The sequence below is a fragment of the Kitasatospora sp. NPDC088742 genome (assembly GCF_055584905.1).
On record NZ_JBVJLD010000047.1, the window covers coordinates 6,185 to 22,233 of the forward strand.

13 protein-coding genes are annotated in these 16,049 nt (G+C 72.9%); 6 read left to right on the plus strand and 7 right to left on the minus strand.

Going from position 1 to position 16,049, the window contains the following annotated elements; genetic code table 11:
* Both ACZ6ZR_RS29525 and ACZ6ZR_RS29530 read right to left on the minus strand, forming a co-directional pair.
* On the minus strand, window positions 1-336 hold a 336-nt coding region (locus tag ACZ6ZR_RS29525; RefSeq protein WP_465647548.1), incomplete at its 3' end, for a WhiB family transcriptional regulator.
* A 305-nt stretch (window positions 337-641) separates the two neighbouring features.
* Entirely contained in the window at window positions 642-1,364 is a 723-nt protein-coding gene (locus tag ACZ6ZR_RS29530) for a DUF1707 SHOCT-like domain-containing protein (RefSeq protein WP_465647452.1), read from the minus strand.
* Window positions 1,365-1,525: 161 nt separating this feature from the next.
* Here ACZ6ZR_RS29530 and ACZ6ZR_RS29535 point away from each other — a divergent pair, with 161 nt between their 5' ends.
* Window positions 1,526-3,193, plus strand: a complete 1,668-nt coding sequence (locus ACZ6ZR_RS29535; RefSeq protein WP_465647454.1) for a fumarate hydratase — start codon at window positions 1,526-1,528, stop codon at window positions 3,191-3,193.
* A gap of 59 nt (window positions 3,194-3,252) precedes the next feature.
* On the opposite strand, the gene ACZ6ZR_RS29540 is transcribed toward ACZ6ZR_RS29535, so the two are convergent.
* Window positions 3,253-3,510 (minus strand): hypothetical protein, encoded by a 258-nt coding sequence (locus tag ACZ6ZR_RS29540; RefSeq protein WP_465647456.1) that lies wholly within the window; start codon window positions 3,508-3,510, stop codon window positions 3,253-3,255.
* A 178-nt stretch (window positions 3,511-3,688) separates the two neighbouring features.
* Between ACZ6ZR_RS29540 and ACZ6ZR_RS29545 the strand changes: the two genes are divergently transcribed.
* The 3 genes from ACZ6ZR_RS29545 to ACZ6ZR_RS29555 all read left to right on the plus strand — a co-directional run bounded on the left by ACZ6ZR_RS29545 (window position 3,689) and on the right by ACZ6ZR_RS29555 (window position 10,022).
* The gene (locus ACZ6ZR_RS29545) at window positions 3,689-6,652 is read left to right on the plus strand and encodes an AfsR/SARP family transcriptional regulator (RefSeq protein WP_465647458.1); all 2,964 of its coding nucleotides are present in this window, start codon (window positions 3,689-3,691) and stop codon (window positions 6,650-6,652) included.
* A gap of 684 nt (window positions 6,653-7,336) precedes the next feature.
* Window positions 7,337-8,050, plus strand: coding sequence for a class I SAM-dependent methyltransferase (locus ACZ6ZR_RS29550; RefSeq protein WP_465647550.1), 714 nt, complete (start codon window positions 7,337-7,339; stop codon window positions 8,048-8,050).
* Between the two features lie 169 nt (window positions 8,051-8,219).
* Window positions 8,220-10,022, plus strand: coding sequence for a SpoIIE family protein phosphatase (locus ACZ6ZR_RS29555; RefSeq protein WP_465647460.1), 1,803 nt, complete (start codon window positions 8,220-8,222; stop codon window positions 10,020-10,022).
* 133 nt (window positions 10,023-10,155) lie between these two features.
* Here ACZ6ZR_RS29555 and ACZ6ZR_RS29560 read toward each other — a convergent pair whose 3' ends face one another.
* The 3 genes from ACZ6ZR_RS29560 to ACZ6ZR_RS29570 form a co-directional block, all read right to left on the minus strand.
* A complete protein-coding gene (locus ACZ6ZR_RS29560; RefSeq protein ID WP_465647462.1) occupies window positions 10,156-10,884 on the minus strand; it encodes an HNH endonuclease in 729 nt (242 codons plus the stop codon).
* Window positions 10,881-11,978, minus strand: a complete 1,098-nt coding sequence (locus ACZ6ZR_RS29565) for an AAA family ATPase (RefSeq protein WP_465647464.1) — start codon at window positions 11,976-11,978, stop codon at window positions 10,881-10,883. Before ACZ6ZR_RS29565 ends, ACZ6ZR_RS29560 begins: the two co-directional genes overlap by 4 nt.
* A gap of 191 nt (window positions 11,979-12,169) precedes the next feature.
* Complete coding sequence (locus tag ACZ6ZR_RS29570) at window positions 12,170-13,114, minus strand: LysR substrate-binding domain-containing protein (protein WP_465647466.1); 945 nt, start codon at window positions 13,112-13,114, stop codon at window positions 12,170-12,172.
* Window positions 13,115-13,243: 129 nt separating this feature from the next.
* Here ACZ6ZR_RS29570 and ACZ6ZR_RS29575 point away from each other — a divergent pair, with 129 nt between their 5' ends.
* Together ACZ6ZR_RS29575 and ahpD are read left to right on the plus strand one after the other, a co-directional pair.
* Entirely contained in the window at window positions 13,244-13,795 is a 552-nt protein-coding gene (locus tag ACZ6ZR_RS29575; RefSeq protein ID WP_465647467.1) for a peroxiredoxin, read from the plus strand.
* A gap of 3 nt (window positions 13,796-13,798) precedes the next feature.
* The gene (gene ahpD, locus ACZ6ZR_RS29580) at window positions 13,799-14,344 is read left to right on the plus strand and encodes an alkylhydroperoxidase, AhpD family (RefSeq protein WP_465647469.1); all 546 of its coding nucleotides are present in this window, start codon (window positions 13,799-13,801) and stop codon (window positions 14,342-14,344) included.
* A gap of 66 nt (window positions 14,345-14,410) precedes the next feature.
* On the opposite strand, the gene ACZ6ZR_RS29585 is transcribed toward ahpD, so the two are convergent.
* Window positions 14,411-15,736, minus strand: a complete 1,326-nt coding sequence (locus ACZ6ZR_RS29585; protein ID WP_465647471.1) for an AI-2E family transporter — start codon at window positions 15,734-15,736, stop codon at window positions 14,411-14,413.
* Window positions 15,737-16,049: the final 313 nt, after the last annotated feature.

Consider the following 16,049-nt stretch of genomic DNA (forward strand, 5'->3'; position numbering starts at 1 on the left):
CCGGCGGGCGGCCGGGATCCGGCGCTCGGTGTCCCGGCGGCGGCGCCGGGCCAGCACCACCCGGCGCTCGGCGGCGGTCAGGCCGCCCCAGACCCCGTACGGCTCCGGCTGGTTGAGGGCGTGCTCGCGGCACTCCAGCAGCACCGGGCAGCGGGCGCAGACCTGCTTGGCCTCCTCCTCCCGGGCGAGCCGGGCCGCCGTGGGCTCCTTGGACGGGGCGAAGAACAGCACCGCCTCGTCCCGGCGGCAGGCCGCGCCGGTGTGCCAGGGGTTGTCGTCCTGGGAGTCGAGCCGCTGCACCACCACCACGGGGGAGGAGGCGGCGTGGGCCGCCACGGAGACGGCTCGGGGGCTGGACTCGATCGGATGCAGCACGGCTTACTCCTGACGAGGCTCAAGACTCGGGGTAATAGGGCTCCCTGCCCGGCTGCCCCGTAGCGACCCCGCGCACGCGTCGGGTCGAACCTCAGCCGCCCCCGGGGTCACAGCCGTACAAGAAACGATGTGCGTCTGGAACTACCCCGCCGTAACCCGGTTCATGCACACCGCATGCGCATGACTACGGACTGCACTCGCCCCGCCCCCGGGTGCCGACCCCACGGGTGACGCCCCGTCGGGCCGGCACCGGCCAACTGCCGTGCTCAGCCCTCGAGTTGCTTGCGCACCCACTCCTTGAGCTTCTTGCCCCGGCGCGGCTTGGCGCTGCACCCGCCGAAGATCGCCGCCCCCTTGACCCGGACCACCGGGGCGTACGGGTCGGCCACGGTCTGCTCCTTGACGTCGAAGCCGCCGAACAGACCGAGCCCGCTGCCGTGCAGCGAGACGTTCTCCGGGACCTTCACGTCCACCCCGCCGAACATCGCGAAGACCTCGATCTCCACCTCGGGGGACTCGAAGACCGCGTCGGTGAGGTCGATCTCCACCCCGCCGAACAGCGCGACCGCGCGGATGTGCGAGCCGACCCGCCAGCGGCCCTTCCGGGCCGCGCCGCCGAAGACCGCCACCACGGTCGGCGCCTCGGCCCGGGCCGGGAGCACCGGCGGGCGCTCGGCGGCGGGCTGCGACTTGACCGTGGAGACCGGCGTGCCGGCCGCCGGCAAGTCCCGGGTGAGCGGCGCCAGTTCGCCCAAGGTCTTGGCCCCGTAGGCGAGTTCGATCCGCTCGGAGTGCTCCTCGACGGTCAGCCGGCCCTCCGCGTAGGCGTCCCGCAGCAGTTCGGCGACCCGCTCGCGGTCGGCGTCGGAGGCGCGCAGCTCGGCCTCCGGGACGGGCGCGGCCGAGGGGACGGCCACGGGGGCTGCCACGGGGGCGGCGTCCTGCGGACGCTTGGTCAGATCGGCCTTCGACGGCTCGGAGTTCTCCACCCTCCAAGCCTAGTCACCGGAGGTCTGTTCGAACCGCGGTTATGACCAAGTCGTAGTGACTCCCGTCACGCAGGCTCACCTGCGCGCACCCTCCCCCGCGGCGGCACCTAACCTTGAGGGTGCTTCGTCGACGCAGCCGGATCAGTTAAGGACCTCCACGCATGGCTCCCACGCCAGAGTTCGCCTACTCCGACCTCCTCCCCCTCGGTGCGGACCCGACCCCGTACCGCAAGCTCACCTCCGAGGGCGTCAGCGTCGTCGAGGCCGCCGGGCGCCGCTTCCTCCAGGTAGAGCCCGAGGCCCTGCGCCTGCTCACCGCCGAGGCGATGCACGACATCTCGCACTACCTGCGCCCGGACCACCTGGCCCAGCTGCGCCGCATCCTGGACGACCCGGAGGCCAGCCCGAACGACCGCTTCGTGGCGCTGGACCTGCTCAAGAACGTCAACATCTCGGCCGGCGGCATCCTGCCGATGTGCCAGGACACCGGCACCGCGATCGTGATGGGCAAGCGCGGCCAGAACGTGCTGACCTCCGGCGGCGACGAGTCCGCCATCGCCCAGGGCGTGTTCGACGCGTACACCAAGCTGAACCTGCGCTACTCGCAGATGGCCCCGGTGACGATGTGGGACGAGAAGAACACCGGCAACAACCTGCCGGCCCAGATCGAGCTGTACGCCACCGACGGGGACGCGTACAAGTTCCTCTTCATGGCCAAGGGCGGCGGCAGCGCCAACAAGTCGTACCTGTACCAGGAGACCAAGGCCATCCTCAACGAGGCCTCGATGCTCGCCTTCCTGGAGCAGAAGATCCGCTCGCTCGGCACGGCGGCCTGCCCGCCGTACCACCTGGCGATCGTGGTCGGCGGCACCAGCGCCGAGTTCGCGCTGAAGACCGCCAAGTACGCCTCCGCGCACTACCTGGACTCCCTGCCCACCAGCGGTGACGCGGCCACCGGCCACGGCTTCCGGGACCTGGAGCTGGAGGCCAAGGTCACCGAGCTGACCCAGAAGATCGGCATCGGCGCGCAGTTCGGCGGCAAGTACTTCTGCCACGACGTCCGGGTGATCCGCCTGCCGCGGCACGGCGCCTCGCTGCCGGTCGCGATGGCCGTCTCCTGCTCGGCCGACCGCCAGGCGCTGGGCAAGATCACCGCCGAGGGCGTCTTCCTGGAGCAGCTGGAGACCGACCCGGCCAAGTACCTGCCGGACACCACGGACGAGCACCTGGACGACGAGGTGGTCCGGATCGACCTCAACCGCCCGATGTCCGAGGTCCGTTCGGAGCTCTCCAAGTACCCGGTCAAGACCCGGCTCTCGCTCACCGGCACCCTGGTGGTGGCCCGCGACATCGCGCACGCCAAGATCAAGGAGCGGCTGGACGCGGGCGAGGGCATGCCGCAGTACATGAAGGACCACCCGGTCTACTACGCCGGCCCGGCCAAGACCCCGGAGGGCTACGCCTCGGGTTCCTTCGGCCCCACCACCGCCGGGCGGATGGACAGTTACGTCGACCAGTTCCAGGCGGCGGGCGGTTCGATGGTGATGCTGGCCAAGGGCAACCGCTCCAAGCAGGTCACCAAGGCCTGCGGCGAGCACGGCGGCTTCTACCTGGGCTCGATCGGCGGGCCGGCGGCGCGGCTGGCGCTGGACTGCATCAAGAAGGTCGAGGTCCTGGAGTACCCCGAGCTCGGCATGGAGGCGGTCTGGCGGATCGAGGTCGAGGACTTCCCGGCCTTCATCGTGGTCGACGACAAGGGCAACGACTTCTTCGCCGAGGTCACCGACGGTCCGTTGATCACGAACCTGCGGGTGCGTTCGGCGGAATAACGGCGAGTGCCCCGCCCCACCTGCGAGGTGGGGCGGGGCATTTGACGCGAATACACCTCTTACGGGAGGTTGATGATGTTTCCGAGCGGCTCGAAGGGACCGTCCTGCTTCGGGGCCTCGGCCCCCTTGAGCTTCTCCTTGAGCTTCGTCTCGGCCTCCGGGTCGGCCAGTATCTCCATGACCTCCAGGAGCTGGCGCTCGGGCTCGACGGCGCCGAGGTTCTGCTCGACGGCGCTGGGGTTCTGCTCGACGGGTGCGGCCTCGGCCACCGGCTGGGCCTCGTTCGGGGTCGCGGTGGTGGTCTCGGTCTCGGCCATGACGCCGCCTTTCAGGTAATCAGATCAGTCAGCCCGGACGGACGGGCCAGGGCAGGTGCCCAGTATCGTAGGGCCCGCTAAATGTCTTATAAACATCCCGAGGCCCGTCCGCTTCTCCAACGTTTGCCCGCTTGCTCATAAGCTGGCGCCTCACCTTGGCCATCATCGGGGGAATTCCATGGAGCTTGAGCAGCAGCCATCCACGCTGCGCTTCCAAGTGCTCGGCCCCGTCCAAGCCTGGCGCGGGGAACAACCCCTGCCTCTCGGCTCACCTCAACAGCAGGCCGTACTGGTCGCACTGCTGCTCAACCAGGGCCGCCCGGTCACCACCCAGGACCTGGTCGACGGGCTCTGGGGAGACCGGCCGCCGCCACAGGCGGTCGCGGCGCTGCGCACGTACGTCTCCCGGCTGCGCTCGCTGATCGAGCCCAACCGCGAGGTACGAGCCCCTGCCGAGCTACTGATTTCGGTCAGCGACGGGTACGCGCTCCGCATCCCGGCCGGGGCGCTCGACCTCTCGGTCTTCGAACGCGAGTTCACCCACGCCGCGATGGCCAAGGCCGGCGGCGACTACCGCGAGGCGCACCGGCTGCTCGCCTCCGCGCTGGAGCTGTGGAGCGGCCGCCCGCTGGCCGGCATCCCCGGCCCGCACGCCGAGGCACACCGGCACCGACTGTCGGAGCGTCAGGTCGCCGCCTGGGAGGAGCGCTGCTCGGTCGCGCTGGAGATCGGGCTGCACGCCGAGACGGTCTCCGAGCTGAGCTCGCTCTCGGCCGAGCACCCGCTCCGGGAGCGCCTGCGCGAACTGCTGATGCTGGCGCTCTACCGCTGCGGTCGGCAGGCCGAGGCGCTCGGCGTCTACACCGACACCCGCAAGCTGCTGATCGAGGAGCTCGGCGTCGAGCCGGGCGCCGGGCTGGCCTCGATGCACGCGCGCATCCTGGCCGGTGACCCGACCCTGATGCCCTCCCCCGGTACGGTCGGCCGACCGGACCCGCAGGAGGACGCTCCGGCCTTCGTCCCGCCGGCCCAACTCCCTGCTGACGTCTCCGACTTCAGTGGCCGCTCGGAGCTGGTCACGGAGCTGCGCGACGTCCTGCGCAGCGGCTCAGGGCAGGCCGTGGTGGTCACCTCGCTGGCGGGCATCGGCGGCGTCGGCAAGACCACGCTGGCCGTCCACCTGGCACACAGCATCCGGTCGGAGTTCCCGGACGGCCAGCTGTACGTGGACCTGCGGGGTCCCAGCGCCTCCCCCGCCGACCCGGCCGTGGTGCTCGGCGACTTCCTCTACGCGCTCGGCGCGCCCGAGACCCCGGACACCCTGGAGCAACGCGCCGCGCTCTACCGCTCCCTGCTGGCCGACCGGCGGATGCTGATCCTGCTCGACAACGCCAAGGACGCCCGGCAGTTGCTGCCGCTGATCCCCGGCGTCTCGGGCAGCGCGGTGCTGGTCACCAGCCGCTCGCGACTGGCCGAGCTGCCCGGCGCGCACCTGGTGGACGTCGAGGAGCTGACCCCCGAGGAGGCGCTGGCTCTGTTCTCGGCGATCGTCGGCGAACAGCGGGTGGCCGCCGAACCGGAGGCCGCGCTCGCGGTGGTGACGGCCTGTGGGTTCCTGCCGCTGGCAGTCCGGATCGCGGCCGCCCGGCTGGCCAGCCGTCCGCGCTGGAGCGTCTCGGACCTCGCGAGGCGGTTAGCGGACCAGCGGCGCAGGCTGCACGAGCTCCAGCTCGGCAACCTGGCCGTGGAGACCACCATCGGACTCGGCTACGGGCAGCTCCAGCCGGAGGAGGCCCGTGCCTTCCGCCTGCTCTCCCTGATCGACTCGCCCGACCTGCCGTTGGAGGCGGTCGCCGCGCTGCTCGGCACCGACGAGGACGACGCCGAGGCGTTGGCCGAGTCACTGGTCGAGGCCAACATGCTGGAGTGCTTCACCCCGGGGCGCTATCGGTACCACGACCTGCTGAGGCTGTTCGCGCAGCGGCAGAACGAGAAGCTCAAGGACACCGACGAGCAACAGGCCGCCGTGCTGCGGTTGCTGGACCAGTTGCTGGCCACCATGCGCAACGCCGCCCACGCGCTGGAGCCGGACGACATCCTGCCCGAAACCCTGCACCAGCCGGTCTCGCTCGGACGGCAGCTCCGGGACAGCACGGCTGCGCACGACTGGCTCCGATCCGAACTCGCCCTGCTGCTCAGCACCATCGAGGCCGCCATCCAGGAACCGCTGACCCTGCTGCGTCCGACCGTCGACCTGTTGATGGTGTTGAACAGCCTGGTCGAGGACCCGACGCACGCTCAGCGCATCCGGGTGGCCCTGCACGCCGCGGCACACCCCAACGCTGACGCGGCCACCCTGGCCCGGGTCCGCCTGGGTCTGGGCTACCTCCAGCATGTGGCGGGGGACATCCACGAGGCCGAGTCCTCGCTCCGGCAGAGTCTCGCGCTCCAAGGTCCCGACGACTGCACGCACCTGCGGGCGAACGCGGCCAACACGCTCGCGGTGGTGCTCACCATGGCGGACCGCCCGGCCGAGGCGCTGCCGTTCTTCGAACAGGCCAGCGCGATCAGCAGCAGTCTCGGCGCCACCATCAGCGAGGCCCGGCTGCTGGGCAACATGGCCCGCGCCTACCTGGGCATCGGCCAGCCCGAGGACGCCGTCCGGTCCGCCCAGGCCGCCGTGGCCGCAGCTCGTGCCTCCAGCAACGTTCCCTGCCTGGCCGACACCGTGTACCAGCTGGGCGTGGTTCTGCACTCCGCCGGCGCCCCCGGGGAGGCCGCGCCCCACCTTCGTGAGGCGCACAAGCTGTACCAGTCGGAGCAGCGCCGGATCTGGGAGGGCTACTCGTTGGCGCGGCTCGCCGCCTGCCTGCTCGCCGACGGCCAGCACTCCGAAGCCGTCGAGGCGGCGGACGAGTCCCTCGTCATCGCCAAGGAACTGGACGCCGCCTACTGCCAGGGCCTGGCCAACGCGGCGCTCGGCGAGGCCCTGCTGAAGCTCGGTCAGCCGGCTCGTGGCCTGGCCTGTCTCCAGGAGGCGCTCGTGGTGTTCACGCGGCTCGGTGTGCCCGAGGTCCTCCCCGTGCAGGACCTCATCCGGCAGCAACAGCACACCGAGCCAACCGCACCCCCCGCGCCGTGACGCCTGCCCCCCAGCAGGTCCCCCGTCGTGCGTCAGCGCTCCCGCAGCCCCCCGGCTGCGGGAGCGCCTCGACGCTTCCCCGGCGCTGAGACCACTCTGGCAGGCCCCGATTGACAACCAATAAACGTCGCCCGCCGGGCTCCGTCAGGTCCGGGCGCGGACCCCGACCGCACCTCCTGGGCCGGGCGGCCGGTGGTGCCACCCCGCTGCGCCACCCGGTCGCGCCACGCGGCGCGCAGGTGGCTCCCGCACCACCCCGTCCTACCCCTGAGTGCTCCCGTCATCCCGGCCAAATTCGTCCCGACCGGCACGAGTTGGCCTGAAATGGACCCTACGGTCGGTTGATCGCGCCTATTCTCGGAGGCCAGCGACGTATTGACGGCGAGCCGACAGAAGCAGAGGGAGCGGCAGGACGGCGGCGCGGAGCAGGGTGTGACGCGGGAGCGTGACGGACCGTCACGAGTGGTGGGCGGGGGCGATGGAGACCTCCGGGCACCGCCGGCCGGCGGCCAGGGTGAAAGGTGCCTCTCAATCGTGACGACCGGACAGATATCCGATCCCGCCCAGGGTCACGGCTCCCAGCCTTCGCAACCCTCCCGGCAGCAGCCCGGCCACGGCGCCCAGGGGCCCGACGACGCTCCGGCGGGATCGACCGCCCCGGCCACCACGCCCGCACCGACCGACCTGGCCGGCCCGTACGGCCCGCACCACCAGTGCCGCCGCCGCGCCGAGCGGGCGCTCCAGGCGGTGGCCTTCGACGCGATCGGCGCCCGGTACATGGAGGCCTTCCCGGCCAAGGCCGGCCAGCTGGACGCGGGCCGCTGGGTGCTGGACGAGCTGGAGCCGGGTGCCCGGGTGCTGGACGTGGGCTGCGGCACGGGCGATCCGACGGTCCGTCAGCTCACCGAGGGCGGCCTGCGGGTGACGGCCGTGGACCTCGCGGACGGCATGCTCCGGCTGGCCCGCCGCGCGGTACCGGCGGCCGAGTACCACCGGATCGACATGTACGACCTGGCCACGCCGAGGGCGGTCCGGGCCTGGGCCACGCCGGAGCTGGGCCCGGAGGCGGCCGGGCGGTACGCCGCCGCGACCGCCTTCTTCTCCCTCATCCTGCTGCCGCAGGCGGAGATCCCCGAGGTGCTCGGCCGGATCCGTACGCTGCTCAGGCCCGGTGGCCTGCTGGCGCTCGGCATGGTCGAGGCCGACCTGGACCACGCCCCGCTGCCCTTCCTCGGCCACGAGATAAGGATCAGCGGGTACCTGCGGGAGGAGCTGGAGCAGACCCTGCACCGGGCCGGCTTCACCGTGGAGTCCCACGACGGCCACCCGTACGCCCCAGCCTGCACCACGCTGCCGCCGGAGGAGCAGCTCTTCCTCCGCTGTCGCCGGACGGGCTGACACCCCGTCACCGCCGGCGGCCGGCACCACCCGCACCCGTACCCGCACGCCCGCCGGACCGCACCGAGACCGAGACCGACCACCCGCCAGCCCCCCAGCGACGCCAACCCTCGCAGAACGGCAGCCTGTGCGCGACCTTCCCGAGCCCCGGACGGGGCAGTCACCCGTCGTGCCGCCGCAGCGGCGTCCTCCGCTGCTGCCCGGCGGCCGGGCCCGCACCGCCGAGCGCCTGGCGTACCTCGACAACGCCACCCGGCGGATCAACAGTTCGCTCGACCTCGCCGCCACCCTGCGCAACCTCGGCAAGGTGCTGGTCCCGGCGCTGGCCGACGCGGCCGTGGTGCACCTGCGGGACCCGCTGCCCGACATGGAGCGCTTCTCCGGCAGCCCGGCCGCGCTGACCATCCACCACCTGCACGGCACCCGGCTCGGCCGCCGCTCCAGGACCAGGCGGCTGGTGCCGGGCGGGGCGGTGGCTCGGGCGCTGAACCAGCAGTTCCCGACCGGCCCGGTGGTGCTGGGCACCCCCTCGGCGGCCCGGCTGCGGCCGATGCTGGAGGAGCTGTACGGGGCCCGCACGCTCGGGCGGCTGGCCACCGGGACGTCACTGCTGGCGCTGCCGCTGCGCGGGCGGAAGACCGTGCTGGGCCTGCTCCTGCTGATCCGGCGGCCCGGCAAGACCGCCGCCCCGGCCGGTGAACTACCGCAGCCGGAGCGGCAGTTCAGCGGCCCGGGCGCCCCGGACGCCTTCGCGCTGACCGCCGCCTACGACGCCGCACTGGCCTTCGACGCCACCGACACCGCGACCGCCGCCCACCTGGCCACCCAGGCCGGCCTGGCGGTGGACACCGCGCTGCGCTACTCCCGCGAGTGGGAGATCGCCGACGAGCTCCAGCGCTCCATGCTGCCCACCCACCTGCCGCAGCGGCACGGCGTCCGGCTGGCCCACCGCTACCTGCCCTGCGAGCGCGGCGCCCAGGTCGGCGGGGACTGGTACGACTCCGTCCCGCTGCCGGGGAACCGGGTCGCCCTGATCGTCGGCGACGTGATGGGCCACTCGCTCACCTCGGCCGCCATCATGGGCCAGCTCCGCACCAGCGCCCAGACCCTGGCCGCCCTCGACCTGCCGCCGCACGAGGTGCTCTACCACCTGGACGAGCAGGCCCAGCGGCTCGGCCGGGAGCAGCACCTGGCCACCTGCGTGTACGCGGTCTACGACCCGATCGCCAACCGGGTGGTGCTGGCCAACGCCGGCCACGTGCCGCCGGTGCTGGTCCAACCCGACGGCACCGCCGAGCTGTTGGAGCTCCCGGCCGGGGCACCGATCGGCGTCGGCGGGGTGGACTTCACCTCGGTCGAGCTGCCCGCGCCGCCCGGCTCGGCGCTGCTGCTCTTCACCGACGGCCTGGTGGAGACCCGCCGCCGTCCGCTGGCCACCGGCCTGGAGCTGCTCCGCAGCCGGCTCGGCCACGCCGAGCCGCGCACCCCCGACCAGCTCTGCCAGGAGGCGCTGCGGATCCTTCCGCCGGGCGACCGGGCCGACGACATCGCCCTGCTGGCCGCCACCTTCGACGGCATCCCGGCCGAGGACGTCGCCTACTGGTACCTCCAGCCCCGGCACGAGACCCCCGGCCGGGCCCGCCGCTTGGCCGGGCACGCGCTGCGCCGCTGGGGCCTGGAGTCCCTGGTGGACAACACCGAACTGATGGTCAGTGAGCTGGTCACCAACGCGATCCAGCACGCCACCCGGCCGGTCACCCTCCGTCTGGTGCGCACCTCCGTGCTGCGCTGCGAGGTCGGCGACGACAGCGCCCTGCTCCCCCGGGCCCGCCGGGCCGGGCCCGAGGACGAGCGCGGCCGGGGGCTGCAGATAGTCGCGCGCTGCGCGGAGCGCTGGGGCGCCACCCGGCTCGGCGCGGGCAAGGTGGTCTGGTTCGAGCAGCGCCTCCCGGCGGCCCGGCCGGTGGCCTGAGCAGCCGTCAGCTCCGGCAGGGCCGCCGGCTCGGGTAGGACCGCCGGCTCGGGCAGGGCCGCCGGCTCGGGCAGGGCCGCCGGCTCGGGCAGGGCCGCCGGCTCGGGCAGGGCCGCCGGCTCGGGTAGGACCATCAGCCCCGGTACGGGCGGGTGCTCAGGCTGAACAGGGCCCCGGCCGCCTCCGGGCCGAGGACGGCCTCGGCCAGCGGCGGGGCGGCGGCGAGCCGGTGCACGGCGCGGACCACGTCGGCCTGCCAGAGCTGGTCCAGGGCGTCGGCCACCTCGGCGGCGGTGGCGTGGTCCCCGGCCTCGGTGCGGGTCAGCCAGTCCCGCAGCAGCGCCTTGACCACCGCGAAGGCCAGCCGCCGCCCCCGGACCAGCTCGGCGCGGGAGTTGAGCGCGAACACCTCGATGGTGGCCTCGCCCTTGGCGGTCAGACCCCGGTAGGCACCGGACTCCAGGTAGAGCAGCAGGTGGTCGGCCGGATCCTCGGTGGCCGGGTCGATCAGCAGCGGGTCGCCGGCCGGGTCGCAGGGGAAGCGGTCGCGCTTCTGGTTGGAGTTGCAGTAGGCACAGGCCAGCAGGTGGTTGTGCCAGTCGAAGGTGCGCAGCGGGGCCCGGGCTATCGGCTCGAAGTGGTCGATGTCGGTGCCCAGGTTGTCCCCGCAGTACATGCAGCGCAGCAGCCCCGGGGACATCTCGTGCAGCAGCGCGCGCAGCCGGGCCTTCGGCAGCCGGGCGGTCCGCCAGGCCGCCCGCCCGCTGGCGGTGGTCACCCCGGCCCGCCGGATCGCCTCCGTCCGCTGCGTCAGCTCGGCCGCCAGCCGGTCGTTCAGCGGCGGCCGCTGCAGCGGGATCACCGCCCACCGCCCAGTCTGTCCCGCGCCTCGTCCACCCGGGCCGCCAGCGAGGCGTTCAACTTGGCGCCCAGCTCCCGGTACTCGGCCAGCTCGGCGGCCGAGGCCCGCCCGGCGTACAGCTTCTGCTCCAGCCCGATCAGCAGCCGCCGCTCCGCCTCCGCCTGCGGCGAGTACACGCTCGGCATCGCGAACAGCTCGGTCAGCGCGGTGTCGTCGCCGCTCCCGTAGACCACCCGCTGGTGCAGGTCCTCGTCCAGCACGTACGGACCGCGGCCCTCGGCCGGGCCCGGCACCCGCACCAGCCCGCCCGGGTCGGCGGCCTGGCAGACGTACGGGCTGTGGGTGGAGACGATGAACTGCAGGCCCGGGAAGTGCGTGACCAGCCACTCGCCGAGGCGCTGCTGGCCCTCCGGGTGGAGGTGGGCCTCCGCCTCGTCGATCAGCACCACCCCGGTGACCGGCACCGTCGGCGGGGTGCCGGCCACCACCAACTCCTCGTCGGGGTGGGCCCGGTGGACCTTGGCCAGCAGGTCCAGGACCAGCCCGACCAGCTCGCCGGTGCCGCCGTCACCGAGCGGGGTCTCCCGCCCGGCCTCGACGATCCGGACGCCTTCGCAGTCGATCCGGCCGAGGCCGCTGCCCTCGGGGAGCAGACCGTCGTCGAGCAGCGCCCGCACCCCGCCGACCAGTTCGACGGAGCCGGGCTGGCGCTCCAGGGCCAGCAGCTGCTGGCCCGTCAGCCAGGCGACGCCCTCGGTGAGGTGGCGGCGGGCCGGGTAGTGCGCCAGGAATCCGACCGGGCCGTTGCGGCGGCAGAGCAGCCCGCCGGTCTCACCCCTGGTCACCCGCCAGTGCGCGCCGTCCAGCCGGACGCCGCCCTCCTCCACCCCCTCCGGCAGCCAGCCCAGCGGGTCGGTGGGCTCGCCGAGCGCCGCCGCGACGGCGGCCAGCAGGGTCGTCTTCCCCGCCCCGTTGGGGCCGGCCAGCACTGTCCACCCGGCGTGCGACCCGTCCGGCCTGGTCAGGTCGAGATCGACCGTCCTCGCGCCCCGGAAACCGCGCAGGTTCTCCACCTCGACCCTGGCGACGTACATCCGCCCACCCCCATGTCCAGTGCGATCAGCCTAGGAGTTGAGTACCCGTCAGGACATGATCCGGACCGGCAACTCCACGAGAACCTTGGGGAACGGCACCACGTGCAGCTGACTCGCTTGCCCCGATCTCAATCTGGTCCGCCTTCCGATTCGCGCAGTCCTCGCGCCCTGAGCACGTGCCCTGCCGGGCTTCAGGCGACCAGGTGGACCGGGAGTTCGGCCAGAACCTCACGCAGCGCGACCGCGAAGCGTTCGTATTCCGGGGCTCGGGCGGAGCCGGGGCGGGTGGCGAGGCCGATGCGGCGGCCGGGGGCGGGGTCGGCGAAGTGGACGGCGGAGAGGCGGTCGGTGCGGCCGGTCTCGACGTCGAGGGCGGTGGCCGGGAGGAGGGTCACCCCGAGACCGCCGGCGACGAGTTGGACCAGGGTGGAGAGGCCGGCCGCCCGGGTGGAGCCGCCGGCGTCGGCGCCCACCTCGCGGCAGAGGTCGAGCGCCTGGTCCCGCAGGCAGTGCCCCTCCTCCAGGAGCAGCACGTCCAGGTCGAGCAGGACGTCCCGCGGCACGTCGGTCCGCCCGGCGAGCTCGTGCTCGGGCGGCACCACGAGCACGAAGTCCTCGTCGAAGAGCGGGATGTCCCTGGTCGGCGCGGAGCCACCCGCCGGGAGGGCGAGCAGCAGCAGGTCGAGCCGCCCGAGGGCCAGCCCGTCGAGCAGCGAGGGGGTGCGCTCCTCGTGGACGTGCAGCTCGAGGTCGGGGAAGGAGTCCCGGACCAGCCGGAGCACGTCGGGCAGCAGGTACGGTGCCACGGTCGGGATCACCCCGAGGTGCAGCGGTCCGGTGAAGGGCCGGCGGGCCGCCTCGACCTCCTCGGTGAGGGCGTGCAGGGAGGCGAGCACCCGGCGCGCGTGAGCGGCGACCCGCTCCCCCAGCGGGGTGATGATGACCTTCCGGGTGGTCCGCTCGACCAGCTGCGCGCCGAGGGTCTCCTCCAGGGCGGCGACCGCCCCGGAGAGGGCGGGCTGGCTGGTGCCGGTGGCGGCGGCCGCCTCGCGGAAGTGGCGGTGTTCGGCGACGGCCAGGAAGGCCTTCAGCTGGGCGACGGTGGGCGTGCGGGAGGTGCGGGGCCTGGTGCTCATGGAACTGATAGCTCTCTCCGATCAGATGGATCGAGTCTAACGATTTCCCCTATCAGTCCCGGTGTGCGACTGTGGATGTTGTCCGGATACCGGACAAATCCCTCAGTTTCCAAGCCTGGAGAAGCGAACGTGCTTACGATCGGTGACAAGTTCCCGGAGTTCGAACTCAACGCCTGTGTCGACCTCGACGCCGCGAACGCCTTCGCCGAGATCAACCACAAGTCCTACGAGGGCAAGTGGAAGATCGTCTTCTTCTGGCCGATGGACTTCACCTTCGTCTGCCCGACCGAGATCGCCGCGTTCGGCAAGCTGAACGAGGAGTTCGCGGACCGCGACGCCCAGATCCTCGGCGTCTCCGGCGACTCCGAGTTCGTGCACCACGCCTGGCGCAAGGACCACAAGGACCTGCGCGACCTGCCCTTCCCGATGCTGGCCGACGTCAAGCACGACCTGATGCGGGCCTGCGGCGTCGAGGGTGCGGACGGCACCGCCCAGCGCGCGGTCTTCATCGTGGACCCGAACAACGAGATCCAGTTCGTCATGGTGACCGCCGGCTCCGTCGGCCGTAACCCCAAGGAGGTCCTGCGGGTGCTGGACGCCCTGCAGACCGACGAGCTGTGCCCGTGCAACTGGACCAAGGGCGAGGACACCCTCGACGCCCAGTCCCTGCTGGCGGGCTGACCCGTGGCGCTCGACGAACTGAAGGCGGCCCTTCCCGAGTACGCGAAGGACCTGAAGCTCAACCTGAGCGCCGTGATAGGCAACTCCGAGCTGCCCTCCCAGCAGCTCTGGGGCACCGTGCTCTCCTGCGCCATGGCGACCCGCTCGGCCTCCGTACTGCGTGAGCTGGAGCCGGTGGCCAAGGCCGAGCTGAGCCCGGCGGCGTACAACGCCGCCAAGGGCGCGGCCGCGATCATGGGCATGAACAACGTCTACTACCGGACCACCCACCTGCTGTCCGACAAGGACTACGCGGGCATGCGGGCCGGTCTGCGGATGAACATCATCGGCACCCCGGGCGTCGAGAAGGCCGACTTCGAGCTGTGGTGCTTCGCGGTCTCCGCGATCAACGGCTGCGGCCAGTGCCTCGACTCGCACGAGGGCGTGCTGCGCAAGGCGGGCGTCGACCAGGAGACCATCCAGGCCTCCATCAAGATCGCCGCCGTGGTGCAGGCGGTCGCCTCGGTGCTGGACGCCGAGGCCGCCCTGGCCACCGACGCGCTGGTCTGACGGTCCGTCAACCTCCGAGGGCCCCTCCCGAGTGATTCGGAAGGGGCCCTCGTCGCGTTGCGGAGCTCAGGCCCGCTCGGCCGCCTGCGCGGCCTGGGCCGCCTCCAGCGCCTCGAAGACCTGCTGCCCGGCCGCCGCCCGTCGGCGCAGGTGGGAGACCACCGTGTTGGTCACCGCGATCAGCGGCACCGCCACCACCGCCCCGCCGATCCCGCCGACGATGGTGCCGGCCGCGACCCCGAGCACCACCGCGAGCGGGTGGACCCGCACCGCCCGGCCGAGGATCAGCGGCTGGAGCAGGTGGCCCTCCACCTGCTGCACCGCGACCAGCACCACCAGCACCATCAGCGCGGTGAACGGACCCACCGTCACCAGCGCGATCAGCACCGCGATGGCGCCCGTCACCAGCGCGCCGACCAGCGGCACGAAGGCGCCCAGGAAGACGATCACCGCCAGCGGCATCGCCAGCGGAACCCCCAGCAGCTGGATGCCGATCCCGATGCAGAGCGCGTCGATGAAGGCCACGCAGACGGTGCCGCGCACGTACGCGGTCAGGGTGCTCCAGGCCTTCGGGCCGGCCCCGGCCATCGCGTAGCGGGACTGCCGGGGCAGCACGCCGAGCAGCCAGCTCCAGATCCTGGCCCCGTCGTAGAGCAGGAAGAAGGTGGTGAAGAAGGCCAGCACCACACCCGTCAGCACCTCGACCGCCACCGTCACGCCGGTGAAGCCGGCCGAGGTGATCTGCTCCGAGTTGGTGCCGATGGCGGTGGAGATCTGCTTGGCGAAGTCGGTGATCTGCTGCTCCGTCAGGTGCAGCGGCCCGGTGACCAGCCAGCCCCGGAGCCGCTCGACCCCGGCCTGCACCTGGTCGGTGACGTCGTGCAGGTTGGTGCTCACCTGCCAGACCACGAACCAGCCGACCAGGGCGATCCCGCCTATGCCGGCCAGGAAGCTGCTGGCCGCCGCGAGCGAACGCGGGACGCCGTGCCGCTTCTGCCAGGAGACCACCGGCTCCAGCAGGGCCGAGACCAGCAGCGCCGCCAGCACCGCGAAGGCCACCAGCCGGAGCATGTCCACCACCCGGAAGACCAGGTAGAGCGCCCCGGCCAGCAGCAGCAGCCGCCAGGTCGACTCGGCCGCCACCCGCAGCCCCCACGGCACCGCCTCGGCCGGGGTGGCCGGGCGGGCCGGGTACGGCTCGCGGACCGGCTCCGCCCGGAGCGGCTCCACCGGTGCCGGGGCCTCGACGAAGACCCGCACCTGCGGCACGGCCTGCGGCTCCCGCGGCGCCGGCAGGCCGGTGGCCCCCGGTCCCGCCGACCGCGCGGCCGCAGCGGCCCGCTCCGCCCGCCGCCGCAGCGCCGTGCTCAACCGGGCCGCTGCCCGGGACATCCAGAGGCCCTGTGACACCTCGACCACCGCTCCCCGCTCGTGCCGTGGGTCCCGCCCCGGCCGTCCGTCCGGGGACGACGCTACCGGGCCGGGACGGGTGGCATCCACGGGTATCCCGGACCGCTCCTGACAGACCGTCCGGAAACGGGAGGTTTCGGACGGCACGATCGCGGGGAGGGGCGAAGGTACACGGACCAACTGTCCGCGGACCGGCCCGGAGGCACCAGGACCCCCTCCGGCCGCCGCGTCCGCACCCGGCCGCACCGCCCGCGCGCACGGTCAGCGCATCCGGGCGGCGCGGCCCACCGCTGCC